This is a genomic window from Cupriavidus basilensis (genome assembly GCF_000876015.1).
In the GTDB taxonomy this organism is placed as follows: domain Bacteria; phylum Pseudomonadota; class Gammaproteobacteria; order Burkholderiales; family Burkholderiaceae; genus Cupriavidus; species Cupriavidus basilensis_B.
This window is the reverse complement of sequence record NZ_BBQM01000020.1, coordinates 139,725-165,087: the sequence shown is the minus strand read 5'-3', so window position 1 is coordinate 165,087 and position 25,363 is coordinate 139,725. Positions and strand designations below refer to the sequence as shown.

The following is a 25,363-nucleotide window of genomic DNA, read 5'->3' as shown; positions in this document are numbered from 1 at the left end:
AGGAAAGACGGGCTTATGCCAGCCACTGGTTGATCTGCTCGAGCTGGGCGCGGTGCGTCAGGTCGAGCTGCAAGGGAGTCAGCGAGACGTAGCCTTCGCCGGTGGCATGGAAATCCGTGCCCTCGCTCGCGTCGCGCGCGTCGCCGGCGGGGCCGATCCAGTAGTTGGTGTCGCCGCGCGGGTTGACCTGCGTGATCACCGGCTGGGACGGATGGCGCTTGCCCAGGCGCGTGGCGCGGTAGCCGCGGATATGCTCGAACGGCAGGCTGGGAATGTTGACGTTGAGCAGGAACGGCTCGGCCGCGGGCCTGGCGATGTAGCGCTCGACGATGTCGCGCGCCACGCGCGCGGCGGCGTCGAGATGGGTCCAGCCCTTGTCCACCTGCGAGAACGCGATCGAGGGAATGCCGAGCAGGAAGCCTTCGATGGCGGCGGCGACGGTGCCCGAGTACAGCACGTCCTCGCCCATGTTCTGGCCCTGGTTGATGCCGGACACCACCAGGTCGGGCCTTTCCTCGAGCAGGCCGGTCAGCGCGATGTGCACGCAGTCGGTCGGCGTGCCGTTGACGAAGCGGAAACCCTTCTGCACGCCTTCGCGCGCCTCGTAGATCGACAGCGGGCGTTGCAGCGTCAGCGAATTCGAAGCGCCGCTGTGGTTCTGCTCCGGCGCGATCACCGTGATGCGCCCCAGCGGCGCCAGCGCGGCATGCAGCGCGGCGAGGCCGGGGGCCAGGTAGCCGTCGTCGTTTGCGAGAAGGATATGCATGGCCGCGATTGTACCTGACAAGAATGCCGCGCAAGCCGCGCGCGCGCCGCAAAAGGCAGCGCGCCGCCGCGCCGCGGCGATGCCCGCGCGGGAGCTAACAGAACGACCGTGCTATTTTGCGCTACACTTGCCCGGGCCTGTTGCAGGATGTTGCAGGACCCGCCTGGCGCGAGGCCCGCGCAGCCGGCACGGCGCGCGCGTGCACCCGTGTCCGCGCCCCCGTGCGCCGCCGCGCGGGGGACACGACGACGCCGACGACCATATACCGGAGACATGATGAAAGCCGTACTGTGCAAAGCCTGGGGCCCGCCCGATTCGCTCGTGCTCGAAACCCTGCCCGACCTCGTGCCCGCCCAGGGCGAGGTGGTGATCGACGTGAAGGCCGCCGGCGTGAACTTCCCCGACGTCCTCATCATCCAGAACAAATACCAGGCCAAGCCGCAGCTGCCCTTCTCGCCGGGCTCGGAACTGGCCGGCGTGGTCAATGCCGTCGGCGCGGGCGTGACCCACGTCAAGCCCGGCGACAAGGTCATCGCCTATCTCGGCAACGGCGCCTTCGCCTCGCAGGCGAAAGCCCCCGCCAGCGCCGTGGTGCCGATGCCGCCGGGCATCGACTTCGAGACCGCCGCCGCGTTCACGCTGACCTACGGCACCTCGCACCACGCGGTGGTGGACCGCGGCGAGCTGAAGGCCGGCCAGACCATGCTGGTGCTCGGCGCGGCCGGCGGCGTGGGCCTGGCGGCCATCGAGATCGGCAAGGCCATCGGCGCGCGCGTGATCGCGGCCGCGTCCACCGACGAAAAGCTGGCGGTATGCAAGGAACACGGCGCCGACGCGCTGATCAACTACAGCACCGAGGACCTGCGCGAGCGCGTCAAGGCCCTGACCGACGGCAAGGGCCCGGACGTCATCTATGACCCGGTCGGCGGCGTCTATGCCGAGCCGGCCTTCCGCTCGATCGGCTGGCGCGGCCGCTATCTCGTGGTGGGCTTCGCCAACGGCGAGATCCCCCGCATCCCGCTGAACCTCGCGCTGCTCAAGGGCGCCTCGCTGGTGGGCGTGTTCTGGGGCGACTTCGCGCGCCGCGAGCCCAAGGCCAACCAGGCCAACATGGCGCAGATGCTGGGCTGGATGAAGGAAGGCAAGATCCGCCCGCACATCTCCGCGCGCTATCCGCTCGAGCAGGCGCCGCAGGCGCTCAAGGACATGGAAGCGCGCAAGGTCACGGGCAAGATCGTGATCGTGCCGTGACCTTCATGCCGTGACCCACTGACGCGCGCCTCGCGGCGCCGCGCGGCACGCCCAGCGGAAGCCGGGAAAAAAGCGCCCGGATGCTCGACGCATCCGGGCGCTTTTCCGTTTCGGGCGCGGCCGCGGCCGCGCCGGGAGCGCCGCGCGGCGATTCGTAGGAAACCTCTATATCGCGGGTATCCCCGGACACACAGCAGTCACGCGGCGAGGCAAGAATCGCGGGCTGAGCCAACGCGCGCGTGCGCGGCAGCCAACGCATCCACCTATAAGGAGAAACAAGCCATGGATCGCCGCCGATTCTTGAAATGGGGAAGTTTCATCACCGTCTCGGTCGCCACCACCGGCCTGGCCGGCTGCGGCAACGACGACAGCGCGACGCCGGATCCGGCGCAGCCCGCCGCGCCGGCCGCGCCGAACCCCGCGGACAATTTCAGCTTCCTGCACGGCGTGGCCTCGGGCGACCCCAAGCCCGACAGCATCGTGCTGTGGACCCGCGTGGAAGGCGACAACGGCAAGCAGCCGGTCGCCGTCAAGCTGCAGGTATCGGCCCAGTCCGATTTCTCCACGCTGCTCGTCAACGACACCCTGAACGCGCTGCCCGACTGGGACTACACGCTGCGCAACAAAGTCACCAACCTCGCCGCGGCCACCACCTACTACTACCGCTTCGTGGTCGGCAGCAAGACCAGCCCGGTCGGCCGCACGCGCACCGCGCCGGCCGCCGGCACGCCGCTCACCCAGCTCAAGTTCGCCTTCGTCAGTTGCCAGGACTGGAGCGTGAACCACTGGGCCGGCATGGAAGAGCTGGCGACGCAGGACCTGGATTTCATCGTCCACGTGGGCGACTACATCTACGAGACCGTGGGCGCCAGCTTCCAGACCGGCGCGGTGGAAAGCCGCCACGCCCAGCTCAAGCTGCCCGACGGCACGCTGCGCGACGACGGCGCCACCTACGCCACCACCGTCAACGACTACCGCTATCTGTACAAGTCCTACCGCAGCGACGCGCGCCTGCAGGCCCTGCACGCGCGCTTCCCGGTGATCGCCATCTGGGACGACCACGAGTTCTCTGACGACTGCTGGCAGGACCGCCAGACCTACAGCGTCGCCGACGACGCCACGCCGCGCACCGCGCGCCGCCGCAGCGCCAACCAGGCCTGGTTCGAGTTCATGCCGGCCGACGTGAGCCTGGACCTGAACAACCCCTCGTTCCAGAACATCCAGATCTACCGCGCCTTCACCTTCGGCAACCTGGCCACGCTGGTGATGACCGACGAGCGCCTCTACCGCGCCGACCACGTGATCCCCGAGCAGGCCGCCGGCAGCGAGATCGGCAGCCGCTACTTCGTGCCCAAGGCCACGCTGGCCGCGCTCGAAGGCGCCAAGATCGCCGGCGCCGGCAACGCGCTGACGCCGGTCTCCATCCTCGGCGACACCCAGCGCGCCTGGTGGCAGACCCAGATGAGCAGCGCCGCCACCACCTGGAAGCTGTGGGGCAACGAGGTCTCGCTGCTGCGCATGCAGATCGACGGCACCCAGGCCATCGCCGCCATGTTCGCCACCGCGCTGGTCCAGGCCAACGCGGCGCTGGCGCCGCTGCAGGCCGCCATGACCGCCGCGCTGGCCGCCGACCTGAGCGCCGCCAAGAGCGGCGGCACCTACCCCGGCGCGGTGACCTACGCCAACCTCAAGGCGCTGCTCGGCGCGGCGCCCGTCAACATGCCCGGCGCAACCTTCGACGCCGGCATCAAGCCCCTGCTGGACGCCCAGCTGCCGCCGGTGGCGCTGCTCGACCAGTACATCCTGAACGCCGACCAGTGGGACGGCTACAACGCCGAGCGCAAGAGCCTGATGGCCTTCCTCAAGGCCCAGGGCATCGCCAACGTGGTGGCGCTGACCGGCGACATCCACGCGTTCTTCGCCGGCCCGGTGATGGACGACTACGACGCCGCCACGCCGGTGCCGGTGATGGTGGACCTGGTCACGGCCGGGTTGTCGAGCAATTCGTTCCAGAGCTACTTCAAGAGCGTGGTGGACACCGACGCCGCCTTCGCCGCCGCCAAGCCGCTGGTGTACGTCACGCAGGGCGGCACCGTGGTCAACACCTTCAACGACACGCTCAAGGCCTTCAACCCGTGGATCAAGCACGTCGATTCCGACGCCCAGGGCTACGCCGTGGTGACGCTGACCGCGGCCAAGCTGAGCTGCGAGTTCCACAAGCTCAAGACCCAAGCCAACGGCACCGCGCCGGCGCTGCCGGCCACGGCCAGCACGCAGGTGATCGAGGTGGCGGCGGGCGTGGCGGCGGTCACGGTGGTTTGATCTGGTGGTCTGATCTGGAGGTTTGCTGACTTGCTGGCTTGAGGACTTGCCGGCTTGCCGGCGACGCCACGGTCGGCCGCCGGTTTGCTCCCCTCTCCCGCCTGCGGGAGAGGGGTCGGGGGAGAGGGCCGGCGCGGGCGAATGCCGCCGTGCCGATAAAAATCGGTGGCGTCGTTCATTGCCCCAGCGACCCTACAGCTTCTCCGTCTCCCCCGTGCGCGGCTGCCACTTCATCAGCCGCTTTTCCACGCTGCCCACCAGCGTGTCCAGCACCAGCGCCGCCGCGGTCAGCACCACGATGCCGGCGAACACGGTGTTGATGTCGAAGGTGCCTTCGGCCTGCAGGATCAGGTAGCCCACGCCGCTGGCCGAGCCCAGGTACTCGCCCACCACCGCGCCGACGAAGGCCAGGCCGACCGAGGTATGCAGCGACGAGAACACCCAGCTGGTCGCGCTCGGCAGATAGACGTGGCGCAGCAGTTGCCGCTGGTTGGCGCCGAGCATGCGCGCGTTGGCCAGCACCACGGGGCTGACTTCCTTGACGCCCTGGTAGACGTTGAAGAACACGATGAAGAACACCAGCGTCACCGCCAGCGCCACCTTGGACCAGATGCCGAGGCCGAACCACACCGCGAAGATCGGCGCCAGGATCACGCGCGGCATCGAGTTGGCCGCCTTGATGTAGGGGTCGAGGATGGCCGAGGTGAGCGGGCTGAGCGCCAGCCACAGGCCCACGCCGAGGCCGGCCGCGGTGCCGATGCCGAACGCCAGCAGCGTCTCGGCCAGCGTCACGCCGAGGTGCAGGTAGATGTCGCGCTCGACCACGAACCAGCTCCAGATGCGCTGGGCCACCATCAGCGGCTCGCCGAAGAAGAACGCGACCTGCTGCGAGCGCGTGGCGAAGTGCCACGCGGCGAGGATCACAACGAGGACGAGCAGTTGCCAGAAGCGCAGCATGCCCTTGGAATCGGGACGGAATGCCATGAGGATAGAAATAGAGTCGGACCGGATTGGATGGCGGATGCCGGGGTTGCGGCGGCGGCCGCTTCAGGCCACCTTGCGCTGCTGCGCGTAGCCCTTGAGCACTTCCTCGCGCAGCACGTCCCAGATGGCGGCATGCAGCTCGACGAAGCGCGGGTGGTTGCGGATCTCGGCCACGTCGCGCGGGCGCGGCAGGTCGATGGCGAACTCGCCGATCGGGTGCGTGCCCGGCCCGGCCGACAGCACCACCACGCGGTCGCTCATGGCGATGGCCTCGTCGAGATCGTGGGTGATGAACAGCACCGCCTTGCGCTTGGCCGCCCACAGCTCCAGCACCTCGTTCTCCATCAGCTGGCGGGTCTGGATGTCGAGCGCGGAGAACGGCTCGTCCATCAGGATGATGTCCGGGTCCAGCACCAGCGTCTGCGCCAGGCTCACGCGCTTGCGCATGCCGCCCGAGAGCTGGTGCGGATAGCGGTCGCCGAAGCCGCCCAGGCCGACGCGGCGCAGCCAGGCCTCGCCCTGCCGCGCGGCCTCGGCGCGCGGCACGCCGCGGAACTCGAGTCCGGCGATCACGTTGTCGAGCGCGCTGCGCCACGGCATCAGTGCCTCGGCCTGGAACATGTAGCCGGCGCGCGCGTTGATGCCGCGCAGCGGCTCGCCGAACACGCGCACCTCGCCGGCCGACGGCTGCAGCAGGCCGGCGCCGACGTTGAGCAGGGTGGACTTGCCGCAGCCGGTCGGCCCCACCACGGAGACGAACTCGCCCGGCGCGATGGCCAGGGTGACGTCCTTGACGGCGGTATAGCGCTGGCTGCGGTCCTCGCGCGAGACGAAGGTGCAGGTGACGTTGTCGAGGGAAAGTGCGGCAGTGCTCATGGCTGGCTCTGTGCCGGCCCGGGGCGACGGCGGTGCCGGGCACCGCCGCGCGGCCCCGGGCCGCGGTGGAATACTGGCGCCGCGGGTTGCCCGCGGCGCAAATGCAAAGGCCCGCTGCGCGCAGCGGGCCGCCGGTTCCCGTGGCGCGGGCGGTGGCTTACTTGTACTTGGCGTTGGCCTTCAGCACGAAGGCGTTGGTGAAGGTGTCATCCAGCCTGATGGCCTTGCCCTTGAGCTCCGGGTCGAACTGCTGCAGCGTGTTGAGCGCGGTCCGGGGGCCGTCGGCCGGCATCACGCCGTCCGGCGAGATCGCTTCCTTGACCTTGTCCCACGCCGCCAGGTACAGCGCGCGGTCGCCCAGCAGGTAGCTCTCCGGCACGGTCTTGACGATGTCGGACGGGCCGGCCTTCTGCAGCCACTTGAGCGCGCGCACCATCGCGTTGGTCATGGCCTGCGTGGTGTTCGGGTTCTGCCGGATGAAGGCGGCCGAGGCATAGAGGCAGCCCGACGGCATGTTGCCGCCGAACACGGCCTGGGTGTCCTTGAGCGTGCGCGTGTCCGAGGCGATGCGCACTTCGTTCTTCTGCGTGAGCATCGACACCACGGGATCGAGGTTGGCCATCGCGTCGATCTGGCCCGAGCGCATCGCGGCCACCGCGCCGGCGCTGGCGCCCACGCCGATGAACGACACGTCGGACGGCTTGAGGCCGGCCTTGGCCAGCACGAAGTTGGCCATCATGTTGGTCGACGAGCCGGGCGCGGTGACACCGATCTTCTTGCCCTTGAGGTCGGCGACGGACTTGAAGTTGGGCAGGTTCTTGTTGGAGACCACCAGCACGATCTGCGGGGCGCGGCCCTGCAGCACGAACTCCTGGTACTGCTGGCCCTTGGCCTGCAGGTTCAGCGTGTGCTCGTAGGCGCCGGAGACCACGTCCGCGCTGCCGCCCACCACGGCCTGCAGCGCCTTGGCGCCGCCGGCGAAGTCGACGATCTCGACGTCGAGGCCTTCGTCCTTGAAGTAGCCGAGGCGCTCGGCGATGGTCAGCGGCAGGTAGTAGAACAGGTTCTTGCCGCCCACGGCGACAGTGACCTTGGTCTTCTCGGGCTTGCCCTGGGCCTGGCTGCCGAAAGTGAACCAGCCCGCCAGGAACAGCGCCAGCGCGATCAGCGCCTGCTTCCAGAATTTCTTGTTATACATTGCTTTCTCCTACCTGTTCTATCCGCTCGTCCTGCCCGCTCGTTCTGCCCGTTGTCTCCGCGGCGCAGTGCCGCGCAGCGGCAAGCTGCGATGCTAGCGGATGCGGCGCATGCCCGCATCGGGACCAACACCTATGCCGCGTGCGGCGGCCAGCATACAGGACATGCCTTTCGACGGGCTTTCGACGGGCTGCCGGCAGCCCGCCGCGGCCCGCCAGCCTCACTCGGCGTGGATGTCGGCGGACTTGATCACCTTGGCCCAGCGCGCCAGCTCGCCGCGCTGGTAGGCATCGAGCTGCTTCGGCCCCATGAACTTCGCCTCGGCGCCGAGCTCCTCGGCCTTCTTGCGGAAGGCCTCGGTCTGCATGATGCGTTCGATCTCGCCGGCCAGCTTGTCGACGATGGGCCTGGGCGTGCCGGCCGGCGCGTACATGGCGAACCACGACGACACGTCGAGGTCGGGATAACCGGCCTCGGGCGCCGAGGGCACGTCCTTCAGGCTGGGCAGGCGCTGCTTGCTGGTCACGACCAGCGGGCGCAGCTTGCCGCCCTGGATATGCCCCATCAGCGGCGGCGGCGTGGTGATGGTGAGGTCGACCGAGCCGCCCAGCAGGTCGGTCATGGCCGGGCCCGTGCCTTTGTATGGCACATGGGTGATGCGGATGCCGGCCATCTGGTTGAGCAGCTCGGTCGAGACGTGCTGCAGCGAGCCGTTGCCCGACGACGCGTAGTTGAGCTTGTCGGGATTGGCCTTGGCGTAGGCCACCAGTTCCTTGAGCGACTTGACCGGCAGGCTCGGCCGCACCACCAGCACCTGCGGCGCGGACAGCAGGTTGGCCACCGGCGCGAAGTCCTTGACCGGGTCCCACGCGGTCTTGGTCAGCAGCGGCGTGATGACCTGGTAGCCGGAATACTGCACCAGCAGGGTGTAGCCATCCGGCTTGGCGCGCGCCACCACCTGCGCGGCGATGCCGCCCGAGCCGCCGGGCCGGTTGTCCACCACCACCGGCTGGCCGAGGGCCTTGGCCAGCGGCTCGGAAATCATGCGCGCGGCGAGATCGGTGGTGCCGCCGGCTGCGGCCGAGACCACCAGCGTGACCGGCCGCTGCGGCCAGGCGCCGTCCTGCGCGAAGGCCGACGTGCCGGCCAGGCCCGCCACGGCGAGCGCGGCGGCGGCGCCGAGCGCCCTGCGGCGCGCGGCCGAGGCGCCGCGCGGCGCGCGGGTGTGGGAAAGCGGCGAACGTGCGGCGGCAAATGCCTGGATGCTGGACATGGGTGTCTCCTGCCTGATGCGTGTTGGTCTTGATCTGGTCTTGCGCCCGCGGCGGCCCTCGCCGCGCGGTGCGCGCCCGTTGCTACGGGGTGATGCGGCGAATCTCCGGCGCGCGCCGCTCAGCGCCGCGCACCGTCCTGCGAACCGTTCCGCAAATCTTCGTGCGGTGCTTGCGGTGCCTGCTGCAATGCCTGCTGCGCGGCTTCCTGCGCGGCGAAATGCGCCGCCATCCAGGCCGGCGGCTGGTGCGTGCGCAGGCGCGGGCCGGCGCTCAGCAACTGGCTCGGCGTGTCGCGCCGCACCAGCTCCGGCAGCCCCGCCACCACCTCGAGCAGGCGGCCGAGGTCCACGCCGGTGTCCACGCCCATCGAAGCGAACATGTGCACCAGTTCCTCGGTGCTGACGTTGCCGCTCGCACCGGGCGCGTAGGGGCAGCCGCCCAGGCCGCCGGCGGCGGCGTCGAAGCGCGCCACGCCGGCCTGCCACGCGGCCAGCGCGTTGGCCAGGCCCATGCCGCGCGTGTTGTGCAGGTGGATGGTCAGGCCGGCCTGCGGCAGCTCGCGCCGGAAGCGCTCGCACAGCGCGGCGACCTGCGTGGGATAGGCCATGCCGGTGGTGTCGCACAGCGTGATGCCGGCCGCGCCGGCGGCGGCGAACGATGCCGCCAGCGCCATCACCGCGTCCGCGTCGACCTCGCCTTCGAACGGGCAGCCGAACACCGTGGACAGCGAGACATTGACCGGCACGCCGGCCTGCCCCGCCGCCGCGATCATCGCCAGCAGTTGCGCCTGCGACTGCGCGCGCGTCATGCGCAGGTTGGCGCGGTTGTGCGTCTCGCTGGCCGACATCACGAGGTTGAGCTCGTCGGGCCGGCACGACAGCGCGCGCTCCATGCCGCGCAGGTTGGGCACCAGCGCGGTGTAGCGCACGCCGGGCGCGCGCGCCATGCGGTGCATGACGGCCTCGGCATCGGCCAGCGCGGGAATCGCCTTGGCGGAGGTGAAGGAGGTCGCCTCGATGCGGGCAAAGCCGCACGCGGACAGCGCGTCGAGGAAGGCCACCTTGGCGTCGGTCGGCACCACCACCGGCTCGATCTGCAGGCCGTCGCGCGGCGCCACCTCGTTGATCTCGATGCGGGCCGGGCCGGCGGAGGCGGCGGAAGCGGCGAACGTGGCGGCGCTCATGCCACCACCCCGCGCGCGCGCAGGTCGGCGATGGTGGCGGCATCGAAGCCCGCCTGCGCCAGCACCGCGTCGGTATGCTCGCCCAGCGCGGGCGCGCGGTCGTGGATGGCGCCCGGGCTGGCCGACAGCTTGGGGATGATGCCCGGCACTTCCACGGTCAGCCCGGCGGCCGAGGTCACGCTCTCGATCACGCCGCGCGCGCGGTAGTGCGGGTCTTCGGCGATGTCCTTGACGGTGTAGATGCGGCCCGACGGCACCTCGGCCTGCCGGAGCACGGCCAGCGCGTCCTCCACGCTGTGGGCGCGGGTCCAGGCCGCGATGGCGGCGTCGATCTCCTCGACGCGCTGCACGCGCCCGTCGTTGCGCGCGAGTGCCGGGTCCTCGGCGAGGTCGGCGCGGCCCAGCGCATGCATCAGGCGCTTGAAGATGGCGTCGCCGTTGGCCGCCACCAGCACGTACTCGCCGCTGGCGCACGGATAGGCGTTGGACGGCGCGATGCCCGGCAACGCGCCGCCGGCCGGCTGGCGCACCGCGCCGAACGCGGAGTATTCCGGCAGCAGGCTCTCGCTCAGGTTGAACAGCGATTCATACAGGGCCACGTCGATGACCTGCCCCTTGCCGCCGCGCGCGTCGCGCTCGTACAGCGCCAGCAGCACGCCCAGCGCGCCGTGCAGGCCGGCGATGGTGTCGCCCAGCGACAGGCCCGCGCGCACCGGCGCGCGGCCGGGCTCGGCGGTCAGGTGGCGCAGCCCGCTCATGGCCTCGGCCACCGCGGCGAAGCCGGGTTCGTCCTTCTTCGGGCCGGTCTGGCCGTAGCCCGAGACCCGCACCATGATGAGGCCGGGGTTGTCGGCGCTCAGCGTGTCGTAGCCCAGGCCCCATTTCTCCATCGTGCCGGGGCGGAAGTTCTCGATCAGCACGTCGGCCTCGGCGGCCAGGCGGCGCACCACGGCCTGGCCCTCGGCCTGGCGCAGGTCGATGCAGATCGACTGCTTGTTGCGCGACTGCGCTTCCCACCACACCGAGGTGTCGCCATGCAGCATGCGCCATTTGCGCAGCGGGTCGCCCTGCCCGGGCGGCTCGACCTTGACGATCTGCGCGCCGAAATCGGCCAGGGTCTTGGCGGCGAAGGGGCCGGCAATCAGTTGTCCGAGTTCCAGGACCCGGATGCCCTCTAGAATCTGTCGCGCCATGTGCGGGGTCTCCATGCATTTCGATTGCGGCGGGCCGCGCTGACGATCGCGCCGGCGCCACGCCTTGTTTCGACGCAGTGTGCCCCAGCCGCGCGCATGGCGGAATCGGCATTCGGAGAAGCGGGCCTTCTTGGAACGCGAAAGGCGGGGGCGTCAGAAAGGGGCGCGGTCGCCGCAGAGATGCGTGATGAGCAGGCGCGCCGACACCGTCAGCCCGGCCGGGTCGCGCATGCCGATCAGCAGCGTGCGGCGCGCCCAGGCGTCCTGCAGCGCCACCAGCGACAGGCCCATCGACTGCACGTGCGGCTCGGCCGCGATGCGCGGCAGCACGCCCACGCCCAAGCCCGCCATCACCATGCGGCACATGGCATCGAAGCTGCGCACCTGGATGCGCAGGCGGAACGGCCGCTCCAGCCGGCTGCTTTCCTCGAGCAGGCGCGCGGCCAGCGAAGTCACCTGCGGCAGGCTGACGAAGTCGTATTCGAGGGTGTCGGCATAGCGCACCGGGCCGCGCTCGGCCAGCGGGTGGCCCGGCGGCGTGACCACCACCAGCTCGTCCTGGCGGTACTCCACCGTGACCAGCCCCGCGCTCGGGGTGCGGTCGGCGAAGATGCCGACGTCGGCGCGGTTTTCCACCAGCGCGGCCACGATCTCGCTGCTGTTCTGCTCTTCGAGCTCGATGCGGATGGTGGGATGCAGCGCCATGAAGCTGGCGAGGTCGTCGGGCAGGAACTGCGTGATGGCCGAGGTATTGGCGCACACGCGCACCTGCCCGCGCACGCCGCTGGCGTAGTCCGACATCACGCCGGCCATGCGCTCGACGTCCTGCAGGACGGTGAGCGCGTGGTGGAAGCAGGCCTGCCCGGCCTCGGTCAGCTGCACGCCGGCGGCATGGCGGAAGAACAGCGGCGCGCCGACCGCGGCCTCCAGGTCGGAGATGCGCTTGCTGGCCGCCGCCACCGCCAAATGGGACTGGCGCGCGCCCGCCGAGATGCTGCCCTGGCGCGCCACGGCGACGAACAGACCCAGCGTGACCAGATCGAAACGGGCGAGATTCATGCGCATGCGCTGGCGGCGCGCTTACACCGAGCGCCGGTCCATCACCGCGCGGGCGATGGTGCCGGCATCCACGTACTCGAGCTCGCCGCCCACCGGCACGCCGCGCGCCAGGCGCGTGACCTTGAGCCCGCGCGCCTTGAGCATCTCGCCCACGTAGTGCGCGGTGGCCTCGCCCTCGCTGGTGAAGTTGGTGGCGACGATCACCTCGGACACCGGCCCGCCCAGCGCCGGGTCGGTGGCGCGCGCCAGCAGCCGGTCCAGGTGGATCTCGCGCGGGCCCACGCCGTCCAGCGGCGAGAGCCGGCCCATCAGCACGAAATACTGGCCGCGGTAGGTCAGGGTCTGCTCGATCATGGCCTGGTCGGACGGCGTTTCCACCACGCACAGCAGCGAGGCGTCGCGCCGCTCGTCCAGGCAGGTCGAGCAGATTTCCTGCTCGGTGAAGGTGTTGCAGCGCGAGCAGTGCTTGATGCCGTCGGCCGCGCCGCGCAGCGCGTCGCCGAGCTTGCGCGCGCCGTCGCGGTCGTGCTGCAGCAGGTGGTAGGCCATGCGCTGCGCGGACTTGGGGCCCACGCCGGGCAGGACCCGCAGCGCTTCGATCAGCGCCTGCAGCGAAATCGGGGGCGCGTTCTTCAAGCGACGCCTCCGCCGGCGAACACCACCATGCCCGCCGGCGGCGCGCGATGCGGTGCGGATTCGAGACTCATTGCCGGCTTCCTTGCGCGTGCCTGGCTCAGAACGGCATCTTGAAGCCCGGCGGCAGCGGCAGGCCGGACGTCATCGAGCCCATCTTTTCCTGCGTGGTCGCCTCGGCCTTGCGCACCGCGTCGTTGAAGGCGGCCGCCACCAGGTCTTCCAGCAGTTCCTTGTCCTCGCCCTCGGCCAGCAGGCTGGGGTCGATGGTGACGCGCTTGACGTCGTTCTTGCAGGTCATGACCACCTTGACCAGGCCGGCGCCGGACTGGCCCTCGACCTCGATCAGGGCAAGCTGCTCCTGCATCTTCTTCATGTTCTCCTGCATCTGCTGGGCCTGTTTCATCAGCCCGGCCAGTTGACCCTTCATCATGGAAAGCTCCTGATAGCGTGTTGGATGGAAACCACGGGCCGCCGCGCGTCATGGGCGCCGGCGGCCCGTCATAAAAAGAAACGGTGGCGCGGCAGGTGGTCAGGCCGCGCGTGGCTGGATCGATCCCGGCAGGATATGGCCGCCGAACTCGCGCAGCAAGCCTTGCACGAACGGGTCCTCCCCGATGGTGGCCTCGGCCTCGCGCTGGCGCTCGGCGCGGGCCTGCGCATCGGCCGCCGCCGCGGTGTCCGCGACCGCGCCGATCTCGCACTGCACGCGCACCTCGGTGCCAAGCTGCTCCGACAACGTCTGCTGCAGGCGCTCGACCACGCCGGCCTCGGTGATCGGCGCCACCGGCGCGCGCAGGTGGAAGGTGCGCCCCACCACCTGCACCAGTTCGCTCTGGTAGGCAAGCTGCTGCGCCAGGCCCTTGAGCGGCAGGCTGGCGGCCAGCGCCGGCCAGGCGCCGGTAAACACCGGCGGCGTGCCGTCCTCGCCGGCCACGGGCGGCCTGGGCGGCGCCAGGCGCACCGGCGCGGCCGCTTCCGCCGGCGCGGCGGCGGGAGCGGGCTGTGCCGATTGCGCCGATTGCGCGGACGGACGCGACGGCTCGCGGCGCGGCGCGGCCTGCCGCATGGGCATGGGTTCGGGATCGCTGTCGTAGGGGCCGATGACCGGCAGGTCCGGCGGCAGGTCTTCCCACGGCGGCACGTCGCTACTGCCGGCGAACTCCCACGGCGGGACCTCGTCCGACGGACCGTGATTGGCGGCTTCGGCGGCTTCGGCGACTTCGGCAGACGCGGCGGCCGGCGCGCGGCGCTCGGGCGACCCGGCGCGGGCCGGAGCCGGAGCGGGCGGCGCGGGCCGCACCGCGGCGGCGGCCGGGCCGGGCGGGCGCAGCGGCTGGGCCGCCGGCGCGCGCGCGGCGGGCGCGGCAGGCGCGGAAGGCGGCATGGCAGCCGGCGTCATGCGCGGACTGCCGCCGCGCGCGGCGGAAGCCTGGCGCGCGGCGGCCAGCGCGGCGCGCGCCGGCGACAGCGGCGCCGTGGCGGCGGGCGCGGCGGCGGCCGCTGCCGCAGCGGGCTGCGCCGGCGCCGGTTCGGGCGGGCGCGCGGGCGCGGGCGCGGGCTGGCTGGCGGCGGGCGCCGGCGCGGCGGCCGGCGGGCGCAGCGAGTGCACGGCCGGCGCGGCCGGCGCGACAGCAGGCGCGGGCGCAGTGGACGCAACGACAGCAACAGCAGGAGCGACGACGGCGGCAGGCGCCGCCGCAGCCGTGGCGGCGGCCGCATCGGCGGCCACGCGGCCGGCGGGCGCGGCGGCGCCACGGGCGGACCGGGCCTGCTGCCCGCCGCCCTGCGCCGGCGCCGCCGGGCTGGCCGACGGGCGGAACGCCAGCATGCGCAGCAGCGTCATGGTGAAGCCGGCGTATTCGTCCGGCGCCAGCGCCAGCTCGCTGCGGCCGAGATTGGCGATCTGGTAGAACAGCTGCGCTTCCTGCGCGTCGAAGGCGGCGGCCAGGCGGCGCACCTCGGCGGCTTCCGGCCATTCTTCCTGCACCGAGGCGGGCACCGCCTGGGCCAGCGCGATCTTGTGCAGCAGCGAGGCCAGATCCTGCAGCGCGCCCGCGAACGACAGGCTGCGGTCGGCCATGCCGTCGGCCACCGCCAGCATGGCGGCGCCGTCCTCGGCGGCCAGCGCGTCGAGCAGCTGGACCAGGTAGCTCTGGTCGATGGCGCCGAGCATGCCGCGCACGGCGGCCTCGGACACCTGGCCGGCGCTGTAGGCGATGGCCTGGTCGGTCAGCGACAGCGCGTCGCGCATCGAGCCGTGCGCGGCCTGCGCCAGCAGGCGCAGCGCGTTGGCGTCGCGCGCGATGCCTTCCTCGCCCAGGATGTGGTCGAGGTGGCTGACGATGTGGCCCGGCGGCATCTGCTTGAGGTTGAACTGCAGGCAGCGCGACAGCACCGTGACCGGGATCTTCTGCGGGTCGGTGGTGGCGAGGATGAACTTGACGTGCGCGGGCGGCTCTTCCAGCGTCTTCAGCATGGCGTTGAAGGCGTGGTTGGTCAGCATGTGCACTTCGTCGATCATGTAGACCTTGAAGCGCCCCGCGGTCGGCGCGTAGACCGCCTTGTCCAGCAGCGACGCCATCTCGTCGACGCCGCGGTTGGAGGCCGCGTCCATCTCGATGTAGTCGACGAAGCGCCCGCTGTCGATCTCGGTGCAGGCCTTGCACACCCCGCACGGCTGCGCGGTGATGTCGCCGCGGCCGTCAGGGCCGACGCAGTTGAGCGCCTTGGCCAGGATGCGCGACAGCGTGGTCTTGCCGACCCCGCGCGTGCCGGTGAACAGGTAGGCGTGGTGCAGGCGCTGTTGCTCCAGCGCGTGCGTGAGCGCGCGGACCACGTGCTCCTGGCCGACCAGCGTGGTGAAATCCCGGGGGCGCCATTTGCGCGCTAGCACTTGATAACTCATGGCGGCGATTGTAGCAAAAGGCGGCCGCCCGTCAGGGACGATCGGCGGCGGCGCGCGCGCATCCGCGGCGGATCGGGCGCCGCCGGCCGCGCCCGGGGCGATCCGGCTAGCCGCACTCCCCCACGTAGCCGCAGTTGGCGCACTTGGCGCAGCCGTCGACCTTGTGCAGCGCATGGGCGCCGCATTCGGGGCAGGTCTTGCCCGAGCCAAGGCCCAGCCCGAGGCCGGCTGACGGCCGGGCGCCCGCGCCGGCGGGCTGGCCGGCGGCCGCGTCCTGCGCGCCGGGGCCGGCGCCCCCGCCCGCTTCCTGCGCGGCCAGGCGCGCGGCAAGCGCCGCCACCGGCACCTGCACGCCGTCGGCATCGAGGAAGCCGCGCTTGATCAGGATGCGCTGCAGCGCGTAGCCGATCGCCGCCACCTCGGAGTCATGAAAGCGCGGCGCCTCGCTGCCGTCCTGGCGCTGCAGCGTGCCGTAGCGCACCGTGCCCTTGTCCCACACCACGTTGCGCATATCGGCCAGCGCCTTGGCGATCGAGCCGCCCGAGCGCGCCACCATCGACAGCAGGCGCATGGTGGAAGTGATCCACTGCTGGCCGTCGTTGCGCTGGCCGGCCGGCATGAAGAATTCCACCGGCCGCTCCACCGCCACCGGCTTGCCGTCCAGCACGCCGGCCACGCGCATGAAGTTGACGGTGAGGTAGACCGTCTTGTGGCCCTCGTAGGTCATGTACTCGACCTTGGACGTCACCCCTTCGAGGTCGCCCACGGGGCGGCTCTCGAACGGCTTGCGCAGCGGGTCGTCGGCCGGCGCCCCGGCGGCGGGCGCGGCCGGCGCGGCGGGCGTCACCGACAGCACCGCGCCGAGCACGCTGTTGGGGCGGTAGGTGGCCAGGCCCTTGAGCCCGGCGCGCCAGGCATCGAGGTAGAGGTTGCGGAAGGCCTCGTAGGGATAGTCCTCCGGCACGTTGACGGTCTTGCTGATGCTGGTGTCGATGTAGGGCTGCACCGCCTCGAGCATCTTCATGTGGTCGAGCGCGGACATCTGCAGCGCGGTGACGAAGCTGTCCGGCAGCCGCGCCATGTCGCCGCCGAGATGGCGGTACAGCCGCCAGGCGTGGTCGGCCACCTCGAACACCTGGTAGGTGTCGTCCGGCATGCGCTTGCGGCGGTTGTAGGTCCACGAGAAGGCCGGCTCGATGCCGTTCGAGGCATTGTCGGCGAAGGCCAGCGTGATGGTGCCGGTGGGCGCGACCGAAAGCAGGTGCGAGTTGCGGATGCCGTCGCGCGCGATCGTCTCGCGCAGCGCCGGCGGCAGCCGCCGGGCGAAGCCGCTGGCCAGGTATTCATCGGCCTTGAACTGCGGGAAGGCGCCCTTCTCGCGCGCCAGCGCGGCGGAGGCCTGGTAGGCCGTGTCGCGCAGCACCTCGGCGACGCGCGCGGCCAGCGCGCGGCCGGCCTCGGCGTCGTAGCGGATGCCCAGCATCACCAGCGCGCTGCCCAGCCCGAGGAAGCCCAGGCCGACGCGGCGCTTGGCCTGGGCCTCGGCCTGCTGCTCGGGCAGCGGCCAGAAGGTGACGTCGAGCACGTTGTCGAGCATGCGCACGGCCAGCCGCACGACCTCGGCGAAGGCGTCGAAGTCGAAGCGGCTGTCCGCGGCGAACGGCTGGCGCACGAAGCGGGTCAGGTCGATGGAGCCGAGGCAGCAGCAGCCGTAGGCGGGCAGCGGCTGCTCCGCGCACGGGTTGGTGGCCTCGATGCGCTCGCAGTAATAGAGGTTGTTGTCGTCGTTGATGTGCGAGAGGAACAGGATGCCGGGCTCGGCGTGGTCGTAGGTGGCCTGCATCACCTGGTCCCACAGCTGCCGGGCCGGCACGCGGCGGTAGACCCACTGGCCGTCGCCGCGCCGGTACGCGCCGGCGGCGATGGCCTCGGCGGCGGGCTCGGCCTCGTGGATCAGCTCGACCTCGCCGTCGGCCTCGACCGCGCGCATGAAGTCGTCGCTCACGCCGATCGAGATGTTGAAATTGGTCAGGTCGCCGCGGTCCTTGGCGTGGATGAAGGTCTCGATGTCCGGGTGGTCGCAGCGCAGCACGCCCATCTGCGCGCCGCGGCGCGAGCCGGCCGACTCCACCGTGGCGCACGATGCGTCGAACACCTTCATGAACGAGACCGGCCCCGAGGCTCGCGAATGCGTGCCGCGCACCAGCGCGCCGGCCGGCCGTATCGCGGAGAAATCGTAGCCCACCCCGCCGCCGCGCCGCATGGTCTCGGCGGCCTGCGCCACCGCGGTGTAGATGCTGGGCTTGCCGCCGCGCGCGTCGGACACCGAATCGCCGACCGGCTGCACGAAGCAGTTGATCAGCGTGGCCTCGATGCGCGTGCCGGCCGCCGAGGCGATGCGCCCCGCCGGCACGAAGCCCTGCTCCTGCGCCCACAGGAAGCGCCCGGCCCACTGCTCGCGCTCGGTCGGGGCCTCGGCCTCGGCCAGCGCGCGCGCCACGCGCAGGCGCACGTCGGCAACGCTGGCCTCCTCGCCCTTGGCGTATTTCTCCAGCAGGACTTCGGTGGAGATGTCTTGCGGCGGCAAGGTGGCGTGGAGCATCTGGTCTTTGGCGTTCATCGCTGGTCTCGCTGGTTGTGGTGGCGGCCCTGCGCGCCGCGCCGGCACGGTTCCACTGTAGTACCGGCCCGGGCCGGCCATGCGGCTTGCCGGGTCAATTTCACGGGAAATAGGCGGGCCCGCCCGCACTGGGTTACAATGCGCACCGGACGGGCCTCCTCGCATGGCGGCGCGGTCAACCTGGTCAGGTCGGGAACGAAGCAGCCACAGCCGTTTTCCGCCAGTGCCGAGGGTCAGGCTCGTCCCCCTATTCCGCTATTCCGCTATTCCCCTGTCTTCTGCCTTCTTGCCGGATCTTCCGCCGGACCCGCTCACGAACCCTGTCGCCAGGTCCTTCCCCGCGGAATCCGCGCCGCAGGACTTCCCGGCAAAGCCATTCGTCCCCCGGTCATTCGCTCCCCGGCAGTTCCCCGGCCGCGTCCGCGCGTTGCGCCCTGCGCACCGGTGCGGCTATTGTGCCGCGCATGGCAAGCCGCGCGTCATGACACAGGACAAGTCTAGAACAATGCCCCCTGGCGCGGAACCTGCAATGCATCCGCCGCGATCCACTCCCCGTCGGCCGTGGCCACGCCGGCCTCGACGCGCCGCCCCGGGAACATCGGCCTGACCGCCGCCACGTAGCGCGCGAGCTGCTGCGCGTAGGCCGCGTGCTCCTGCGGCAGCAGGCGCAGCTTGTAGTCGACGATGACCACGCGCTCGTCGAACTCCACCAGCCGGTCGATGCGCAGCAGGCGGCCGCGCGCGTCATATAGCTCGACCTCGTTGCGCGCGCTGCGCGCGTCCTGCGGGAACAGCAGCGGGCGCAGCGCGGGCGCTTCCAGCATGCGCCGCGCCGCGCCGATGGCGGCCTCGGCCTGGGCCCGCCACTGCGCGCGCGCCTGCGCATCGCCGCCGCCGGCCAGCGGGAACCAGCGCATCACCACGTCCGGCCCGGGCAACGCTTCGAACGCCTCGGGATAGCGCGTGATGCGCTCGACCAGCGCGTGGATCAGTTCGCCGTGGCGCGCCGCCTCGGCGTCGAAGACGATGGCGTGGCTGTCCTCTTCGACGTCATCCCGCGCCGCGTCCTCGTCTTCCCATTCGTAGGCCGGCACCAGCGTGTCCGCCGCCTCGCGGTAGCGCTCGCGGAAATCGGCATAGCGCACGCGCGCGTCGTGGCCGGGCCGCTGCCAGGCGTCGTCGCCGGCCGTCGCCGGCGGGAACGCCTCCACCGGCGCGCCCGTGCCGGCCGACTGCAGGCGCACGTACCAGCTCCCGGCGATCTCGCGGTTGCCTTCGCCCTCGGCGCCGCGCGCGGCGCGCCCTTTCACGCCGCTCACCAGCAGGCCCTGGCACGCGCGCGTCATGGCCACGTAGAGCAGGTTCCAGTTCTCGCGCTCGGCCAGCGCGGCCTCGGCCTCGAACAGCGGCGCGCGCGCCAGCCCGCGCGTGCTGCGCTTGCCGTAGGCGGAAAAATGCACCGGCACCGGCGACGACGGCGGCCAGTCGATCAGGATGCCGCCGTTGTCGGCGGCGGGCTCGCTGTGGTTGGCGTCGAGCAGCACCACGAACGGCGCCTCCAGGCCCTTGGCGGCGTGCACGGTGAGGATGTGCACGGCGTCGAGCGCGCTGTCCGCCGCATCGGCCGCATCGGCATCGCCTTCTTCGGCGCGGTCCGCCATGCCGCCTTCGTCGGGGCTTTCGCCCTCTTCGCCGCGGCGGATCTCCTGCAATTCGTCGATGAACTTGGGCAGGCTCGGATAGCGCCCGCCGTCGAGGTCGAGCGAGAGCTTGAGGAAAGCGTCGAGATTGGCCAGCACCTGGTCGCGGATGTCGGCGGGCGCGGCCTCGGCATAGCGCCGGCGCACCTCGCCGCCGTGATAGATGTGGTCGATCAGGTCGTGCACGGGCCGGTGCGGCGCGACTTCCAGCCAGTGCCGCAGGCGCGCCACGCCGTCGCGCAGCGCCGCGCTGGCGAACTCCGGCAGGCCCTGCCCGCGCAGGCAGGCCCACCAGCCCGGGCGCGGCTCCTGCGCCTGCACCTGCTGCGCGATGGCGATCAGGTCTTCGTCGGTGGCGCCGACCAGCGGGCTCTTGAGCACGTGGGCGAGGTCGAGGTCGGACTCCGGCGTCATCAGGAAGGCCAGCAGCGCCGACAGGTCGAGCGCCTCGAGCGTGGCCAGCAGGCCGCCGCGACGCGGGCTCAGGCACGGAATGCCGGCCTCGCGGAAGGCGCGCTCGTATTCCGCCAGATAGGTCTTGCGGCGCACCAGCATGTGGAAATCGCTCCAGCGCGCCGGGCGCGTGCCGCCGCCTTCGGCCACCGGCACGGTGGCGCGGACGTGGCGCAGCCACGCCGCCACGCGCCGGCCTTCTTCGAGGCGCAGCGAGTCGCCTTCGTGCCGGCGCGGCTGGGTCAGCGTGTCGCGGTGGATGGCGGCGGTTTCCAGCGCGCCGTCTTCGGCCGCCTCCGCACCTCCGGCATCTTCCCCGGCATCTTCCGCCGCCTCCGCTTCGGGCTCGACCAGCGGCAGCAGCCATACCGGGCCGCCCGGCTCTTCGAGCGCGGTGGTCTGCGTCTCGAACAGCGGATAGCGGCCGTCGGCGCGCGCGGCATCGAACACCGCGTTGACCCACTCAAGCACCTCGGGCCGGTTGCGGCGGGTGCGGTTGGTGCGCAGCACGGTGGCGCCGAACGCGGCCTGCAGCATCTCGCTGGCGGTCTGGAACAGGCGCGCGTCGGCGCGGCGGAAACGGTAGATGGACTGCTTGGGGTCGCCCACGAGGAATACCGAGGGCCGCTCGCCGAGGCCCGCGTAGCCGGCCAGCCAGCCTTGCAGGATGCGCCACTGCAGCGGGTTGGTGTCCTGGAATTCGTCGAGCAGCAGGTGGCGATAGCGCGCGTCGAGCCGCACCTGCAGGTAGGTGGCGGTTTCCTCGTCGCGCATGAGCCGCGCGGCCAGCCATTCGAGGTCGGCGAAGTCCATCGCGCGCTGCTCGGACTTGTGATGCTGGTAGCGCGTCAGCAATGCGTCGCCGAGGCGGTAGAGCGCGAGGTTGACGGCCAGCACGGCGGCCTCGCAGCGGCGCTGCGCCACCTGTTCGAGCGCGGCGCAGCGCTCGCCGTGCGCGGCCACGAACGCCTCGACCGCGGCCTCGCCGCCGAGCGCCTTGGTCAGCGCGGCGGTCGCGCGCAGCGAGCGCGGCTTGCCGGCGGCGGTGAAGAACGCATCGCGCAGGACCGCGAAGGCGCGCTCGGCCGGCGCGCCGTCCGCCGCCCCGCCCTCGCGCCACGCGCGGATCGCCATGACCGCGTCCGCCAGCCGCGCGGCATGGGCCTGCTCGGTCTTGCCGCCGCGGCCCAGTTGCGAGGCCATGTCCTGGCAGGCGTCGAGCCAGGCGTCGTCGGCCAGCACTTCGGGCAGCACGTCGACGCGCGCGTCGTCGCCGAGATCGGCGGCCAGCGCTTCGGCGGGATCGGCGCTTTCCTTGAAGGCGAACCACTCGCTGCGCGCATGGAACATCGCGTCCAGCAGCGCGCGCGCCTGGAACTCGCCGATGGCGTCCACCAGTTGCTCGAAGGCGGCGCGCAGCTCGGCATACGGCGGCGTGGCCAGCGCCTGCCAGAACGGCGCCCAGGCCTCGCGCTTCATGCGCAATGCGTCCTCGCGCAGCGTGGCGCCGGGCACGATGCCCGAGGCCAGCGGCGCGCCGCGCAGCAGCGTGCCGAACCAGCCGTGGAAGGTGTCGATGGCCATGCGCCCCGGCGCGGCCAGCACCTGCGCGTGCAGGCCGCGCGCGCGCGGCAGCGCGGCGCGCGCGGCGTCGGCGGACAGGCCGCGCTGGACCAGCGCGGCGATCACCGCGTCGTCGTCGTCGCGCGCCAGCTGGGCCAGCACTTCGAGCAGGCGCTCGCGCATTTCCTCGGCGGCCTTGCGCGTGAAGGTGATGGCGAGGATCTCGTGCGGCGCGGCGCCGGCCAGCAGCAGGCGCAGCAGGCGCGCCACCAGCAGCCAGGTCTTGCCGCTGCCGGCGCAGGCCTCCACCACCACCGAGGCGGCGGGGTCGCAGGCCGCGCGCGTGAACTCGGCTTCGGCGACCGGCGCGCCGTCGCGCAGATAGGCGTGCGCGCTCATGCGCGGCCTCCCACCTGCGGCGGCAGCGCCGTGCTTTCCCAGAAGCCCTTGCGGCACAGGCCGCGCGCGGTGCAGTAGGTGCACGCGCCGGCATCGCCGAAGGCCGGCAGCGGCGCGTCCCGGCGCAGGCGCATCACGTCCTCGCGCAGCTGGCGCTCCAGCCAGGCCACGGCGGCGTCGAAATCGGGCAGGCCGACTTCGCGCTGGGCCGCGGGCGGGCCGTCCTTCGTGCCTTCCAGCGCCACCCAGCTGCCGACGCGCACGTCGGCGCGCAGCAGGCCGTAGAACGGCAGCTGGCAGTCCTCTTCCACGTCGTCGACCTTGCGCTTGAGGCGCAGCACGCTCTGCGTCTTGTAGTCCAGCACGGCGCGGCTGCCGTCGCGCGCGCGGTCGAGCCGGTCGATGCGGCCGTTGACGCGCAGCGGCTGGCCGTCGGGCATGGGCAGGTCGACGGTGGCGTCGATCTCGCCGCCGTCCCAGAACCAGCCCTGCGCCTCGCGCTCGGCCTGCCACGCCACGTAGGACGGCAGCACCTCGCACCAGCGGCGGTAGTAGCCGATGGCGTTGCCGTCCTCGCGCATCAGCGCGCCGAATTCGTGGTCGGAAATCTCGCGCAGCCGCGCCAGGCGCGCGTCGTCGTGGCGCAGGCCGTCCTCGCCGGCCTCGCGGTGATAGCGCAGCAGGATGCGGTGCAGCAGCTCGCCGATGTCGCGCTTCTCCAGATCGTCGCTGACCACTTCCAGCCCGGCCAGGCCGAGCATGCGCCCGGCGAAGAACTGGTAGGGACAGCGGCGCAGCATGTTGTACGCCTGCGCGCTCCAGCGCGCGGGCACCAGCTCCGCGGCGGCCGGCGCCGGCATGCCGCCCGCTTCGGCGAAGGTCTCGTGCAGCGCCGGCAAGGCGCTCGCCTCGATCGGCGCGCCGGCGCGCGAGCACAGCGCGCCGAGCCGCTCGATCCAGCCCGACACGTGCTTGGGCTCGCCGCGCGCGCCCAGGCGCTGCCAGGTCAGCACCACGTCGTCGTTGTTGAGCAGCACTTCGGCCAGGTCGCGCGCCTGCTGGGCGAAGCGGATCTCGCGGTCTTCCAGCGCCAGCTCGCGGCGCATCTGGTTGGAGAAGAACATCAGCTCGGCCGCGCTCGACGGCAGTTGCGCGTCGTCGCAGCCGACCACCACCACGCCGTCGAAGCGGCGCATGCGCGCGCCGTTGAGCGGCAGGATGGTGATGCGCGCGGCGCCGCTGGCCGAGGGCTCCTTGTAGGCCACCGATTCGAGCAGCGCCGAGAGCATCGAGCGGAATTCCGCCAGGTCGAGCGTGGCGGCCGCGCCGGTTTCGTCGTGCGGCAGGTCGGCCAGGCGCGCCAGCGCGTCGAGCAGCTGGCGGCCGGCATCGTCGGCGGCCAGCGCCGCGCGCATGGCGAGCGCGTCGAGCGTGGCGTCGAGCCGTTCGAGCCAGGTGGACACCGGCTGCTGCGTCCGGCCGCGCGGCCACGCGCCGGCCTCGGCGGCGAGCCGCTGCACCAGTTCGCAGGCGGCCTGGCGCGCGGCGTGGCGGGCATCCTCCCCGCCGGCGGCATCGTCCGCGTTGTCGACGTTGCCGGCCGCGGTCTCGCGCCGGGCGTCGGGCGCGAAACGCTGCTGCAGGCGGCGCCAGCCGCCGCTGATGCCGTCGCGGCGGATCCGCTGCTCGAGCGCGGCGATGGCGGCGCCGCGCGCGGGGAAGTCCGGCAGGCAGAACGGGCTCTTGAGCAGGTCGAGCAGCGCCGCGGTGTCACCGTCCTGGTTGAGCAGGTCGAACCAGCGCATCAGCGCGGCGGCGGCGCGCGTGGTGGAGAGCTTCCAGCCGGTCTCGTCGCGCACCGGCGCGCCGGCGCGCGCGAGCAAGGCGCGCGCGCGGCGCGCCACCACGCGGTCGTGCGCGACCAGCGCCACGTGGCGCCGGCCCTGGTTGAGCCACGCCACCAGCTGGCTGGCCGCGGCCGCGGCCTCGTCCTCGAAGCGCGCGCTGCCGACCACGCGCACGCGCGGGCGCGTTTCGGGCAATGCGCGTGGCGGCGCGCGGCGCGCGGCGGGCTCGCCGGCGCCGGGCAGGCGCGCCTCGGGCCACAGCGCGAGCAGCGTGTCGTACCAGTCGCCGGGTTCCGGGCCCTCCTGCGCCGTGCCCGCTTCGGCATCGTCCGCCTGCGCGCTCCAGTCGTAGCCGATGCGCATCACCGGCACCAGTTCCGCGGCCTGGCGCAGGAACGCTGCGTCGATGGGCGTGGGCGGCGTGGGGCCGAGCCAGATGACCGGGCCGTCGACGTGCGTGGCCAGCCGGTGCAGCATGCGCCGGCGCGCCGGCAAAGGGTCGTCCGGGCCGGACAGCGCCTGCCAGAACGCCATCACGATGCGCGCCTCCTCGCCGAGGAAGCGCGACGACAGATGGGCGTAGGTCCGCTCCAGCGCGCCTTGCAGCAGCGCCGCGCGGTCGTCGCCGTCGATCTCGTCGTCGCGGATGGCGTCGTCGTCGAGCCAGCGCGCGCTCAGTTCGTCGCTGACCGTGAGCAGCGTCTGCGCCAGGCCCCAGGCGGCGGCCTCGGTCTGCGCGCCGAACGCGCGCCGCAGCCAGTCCTGCGCGCGGATGGCCTGCTGCACGGCGAGCAGCCGCGCCGCGTGGCTACGCACCGGCTGCGCCTCGGGCGGCAGGTCCAGCAGCCAGTGGCCGAGCGTGAGCACGCGCGGCAGCAGGCGCGGCGCGCCGGCCGCGCGCGCGGCCGCGTCGAGCGCCTGGCGCACGCCGGGAATCTGCGCCGCGGTGGGCACCACCACGTGCGCGGCGGCCTGCTGCCCGCCGCAGCGGTCGAGGAAGTACCAGGCCGCGGCGGCGGCCTGCGGCAGGAAGTCCGGGCCGGGCCGGAATTGCAGCGCGGTCATGAAGCTGGCGTGGCGGGAAAAGCGAAACGCCGGGCGCACGGCGACCGGTCCGTGGCGCGCGCCGCGGGCA

At 72.1% G+C, this 25,363-nt stretch carries 16 protein-coding genes and 1 other RNA gene; 3 read left to right on the top strand and 14 right to left on the bottom strand.

Annotated elements, in window-relative coordinates; all coding sequences use genetic code 11:
• Nucleotides 1-13: 13 nt before the first annotated feature.
• Nucleotides 14-766: a 5'/3'-nucleotidase SurE gene (gene surE / locus KF708C_RS22590; protein ID WP_059413347.1), complete on the bottom strand. Its 753-nt coding sequence runs from the start codon at nucleotides 764-766 to the stop codon at nucleotides 14-16.
• Between the two features lie 276 nt (nucleotides 767-1,042).
• Between surE and KF708C_RS22585 the strand changes: the two genes are divergently transcribed.
• Nucleotides 1,043-2,017 (top strand): NADPH:quinone oxidoreductase family protein, encoded by a 975-nt coding sequence (locus KF708C_RS22585; RefSeq protein ID WP_020206724.1) that lies wholly within the window; start codon nucleotides 1,043-1,045, stop codon nucleotides 2,015-2,017.
• Between the two features lie 282 nt (nucleotides 2,018-2,299).
• Complete coding sequence (locus KF708C_RS22580) at nucleotides 2,300-4,339, top strand: alkaline phosphatase D family protein (protein ID WP_059413346.1); 2,040 nt, start codon at nucleotides 2,300-2,302, stop codon at nucleotides 4,337-4,339.
• A 192-nt stretch (nucleotides 4,340-4,531) separates the two neighbouring features.
• On the opposite strand, the gene KF708C_RS22575 is transcribed toward KF708C_RS22580, so the two are convergent.
• The 11 genes from KF708C_RS22575 to KF708C_RS22525 form a co-directional block, all read right to left on the bottom strand.
• Nucleotides 4,532-5,323, bottom strand: a complete 792-nt coding sequence (locus KF708C_RS22575; protein WP_020424019.1) for an ABC transporter permease — start codon at nucleotides 5,321-5,323, stop codon at nucleotides 4,532-4,534.
• A 63-nt stretch (nucleotides 5,324-5,386) separates the two neighbouring features.
• Complete coding sequence (locus KF708C_RS22570; protein ID WP_020206727.1) at nucleotides 5,387-6,199, bottom strand: ABC transporter ATP-binding protein; 813 nt, start codon at nucleotides 6,197-6,199, stop codon at nucleotides 5,387-5,389.
• 157 nt (nucleotides 6,200-6,356) lie between these two features.
• The gene (locus KF708C_RS22565; protein WP_059413345.1) at nucleotides 6,357-7,397 is read right to left on the bottom strand and encodes an ABC transporter substrate-binding protein; all 1,041 of its coding nucleotides are present in this window, start codon (nucleotides 7,395-7,397) and stop codon (nucleotides 6,357-6,359) included.
• A 219-nt stretch (nucleotides 7,398-7,616) separates the two neighbouring features.
• Complete coding sequence (locus KF708C_RS22560) at nucleotides 7,617-8,669, bottom strand: Bug family tripartite tricarboxylate transporter substrate binding protein (RefSeq protein WP_082079707.1); 1,053 nt, start codon at nucleotides 8,667-8,669, stop codon at nucleotides 7,617-7,619.
• 119 nt (nucleotides 8,670-8,788) lie between these two features.
• Nucleotides 8,789-9,853 carry a hydroxymethylglutaryl-CoA lyase gene (locus KF708C_RS22555; protein ID WP_059413344.1) on the bottom strand — a complete coding sequence of 355 codons (1,065 nt, stop codon included), beginning with the start codon at nucleotides 9,851-9,853 and terminating at the stop codon, nucleotides 8,789-8,791.
• Nucleotides 9,850-11,046 (bottom strand): CaiB/BaiF CoA transferase family protein, encoded by a 1,197-nt coding sequence (locus KF708C_RS22550; protein WP_059413343.1) that lies wholly within the window; start codon nucleotides 11,044-11,046, stop codon nucleotides 9,850-9,852. The genes KF708C_RS22555 and KF708C_RS22550 overlap by 4 nt, the downstream gene beginning before the upstream one ends.
• 153 nt (nucleotides 11,047-11,199) lie before the next feature.
• On the bottom strand, nucleotides 11,200-12,105 hold the full coding sequence (locus KF708C_RS22545) for a LysR family transcriptional regulator (protein ID WP_029044400.1): 906 nt from the start codon (nucleotides 12,103-12,105) through the stop codon (nucleotides 11,200-11,202).
• A 21-nt stretch (nucleotides 12,106-12,126) separates the two neighbouring features.
• Entirely contained in the window at nucleotides 12,127-12,741 is a 615-nt protein-coding gene (gene recR / locus KF708C_RS22540) for a recombination mediator RecR (protein ID WP_020206733.1), read from the bottom strand.
• A 97-nt stretch (nucleotides 12,742-12,838) separates the two neighbouring features.
• Nucleotides 12,839-13,171 carry a YbaB/EbfC family nucleoid-associated protein gene (locus tag KF708C_RS22535; RefSeq protein WP_020206734.1) on the bottom strand — a complete coding sequence of 111 codons (333 nt, stop codon included), beginning with the start codon at nucleotides 13,169-13,171 and terminating at the stop codon, nucleotides 12,839-12,841.
• 99 nt (nucleotides 13,172-13,270) lie between these two features.
• Nucleotides 13,271-15,646 carry a DNA polymerase III subunit gamma/tau gene (locus tag KF708C_RS22530; protein ID WP_059413342.1) on the bottom strand — a complete coding sequence of 792 codons (2,376 nt, stop codon included), beginning with the start codon at nucleotides 15,644-15,646 and terminating at the stop codon, nucleotides 13,271-13,273.
• A gap of 106 nt (nucleotides 15,647-15,752) precedes the next feature.
• Complete coding sequence (locus KF708C_RS22525; protein ID WP_059413341.1) at nucleotides 15,753-18,266, bottom strand: adenosylcobalamin-dependent ribonucleoside-diphosphate reductase; 2,514 nt, start codon at nucleotides 18,264-18,266, stop codon at nucleotides 15,753-15,755.
• Nucleotides 18,267-18,414: 148 nt separating this feature from the next.
• Between KF708C_RS22525 and ffs the strand changes: the two genes are divergently transcribed.
• An RNA gene (gene ffs / locus KF708C_RS22520) (signal recognition particle sRNA small type) lies at nucleotides 18,415-18,513 on the top strand.
• Nucleotides 18,514-18,763: 250 nt separating this feature from the next.
• Here the strand turns inward: ffs and KF708C_RS22515 are convergent.
• A complete protein-coding gene (locus KF708C_RS22515) occupies nucleotides 18,764-22,381 on the bottom strand; it encodes a UvrD-helicase domain-containing protein (RefSeq protein ID WP_059413340.1) in 3,618 nt (1,205 codons plus the stop codon).
• Nucleotides 22,378-25,293: a PD-(D/E)XK nuclease family protein gene (locus KF708C_RS22510; protein WP_059413339.1), complete on the bottom strand. Its 2,916-nt coding sequence runs from the start codon at nucleotides 25,291-25,293 to the stop codon at nucleotides 22,378-22,380. The genes KF708C_RS22515 and KF708C_RS22510 overlap by 4 nt, the downstream gene beginning before the upstream one ends.
• Nucleotides 25,294-25,363: the final 70 nt, after the last annotated feature.

Bases quoted from the DNA above. Each gene is read 5' to 3' on its own strand.
- surE (WP_059413347.1), bottom strand. From the start codon at position 766: ATGCATATCCTTCTCGCAAACGACGACGGCTACCTGGCCCCCGGCCTC.
- KF708C_RS22585 (WP_020206724.1), top strand. From the start codon at position 1,043: ATGAAAGCCGTACTGTGCAAAGCCTGGGGCCCGCCCGATTCGCTCGTG.
- KF708C_RS22580 (WP_059413346.1), top strand. From the start codon at position 2,300: ATGGATCGCCGCCGATTCTTGAAATGGGGAAGTTTCATCACCGTCTCG.
- KF708C_RS22575 (WP_020424019.1), bottom strand. From the start codon at position 5,323: ATGGCATTCCGTCCCGATTCCAAGGGCATGCTGCGCTTCTGGCAACTG.
- KF708C_RS22570 (WP_020206727.1), bottom strand. From the start codon at position 6,199: ATGAGCACTGCCGCACTTTCCCTCGACAACGTCACCTGCACCTTCGTC.
- KF708C_RS22565 (WP_059413345.1), bottom strand. From the start codon at position 7,397: ATGTATAACAAGAAATTCTGGAAGCAGGCGCTGATCGCGCTGGCGCTG.
- KF708C_RS22560 (WP_082079707.1), bottom strand. From the start codon at position 8,669: ATGTCCAGCATCCAGGCATTTGCCGCCGCACGTTCGCCGCTTTCCCAC.
- KF708C_RS22555 (WP_059413344.1), bottom strand. From the start codon at position 9,853: ATGAGCGCCGCCACGTTCGCCGCTTCCGCCGCCTCCGCCGGCCCGGCC.
- KF708C_RS22550 (WP_059413343.1), bottom strand. From the start codon at position 11,046: ATGGCGCGACAGATTCTAGAGGGCATCCGGGTCCTGGAACTCGGACAA.
- KF708C_RS22545 (WP_029044400.1), bottom strand. From the start codon at position 12,105: ATGAATCTCGCCCGTTTCGATCTGGTCACGCTGGGTCTGTTCGTCGCC.
- KF708C_RS22535 (WP_020206734.1), bottom strand. From the start codon at position 13,171: ATGATGAAGGGTCAACTGGCCGGGCTGATGAAACAGGCCCAGCAGATG.
- KF708C_RS22530 (WP_059413342.1), bottom strand. From the start codon at position 15,646: ATGAGTTATCAAGTGCTAGCGCGCAAATGGCGCCCCCGGGATTTCACC.
- KF708C_RS22525 (WP_059413341.1), bottom strand. From the start codon at position 18,266: ATGAACGCCAAAGACCAGATGCTCCACGCCACCTTGCCGCCGCAAGAC.
- KF708C_RS22515 (WP_059413340.1), bottom strand. From the start codon at position 22,381: ATGAGCGCGCACGCCTATCTGCGCGACGGCGCGCCGGTCGCCGAAGCC.
- KF708C_RS22510 (WP_059413339.1), bottom strand. From the start codon at position 25,293: ATGACCGCGCTGCAATTCCGGCCCGGCCCGGACTTCCTGCCGCAGGCC.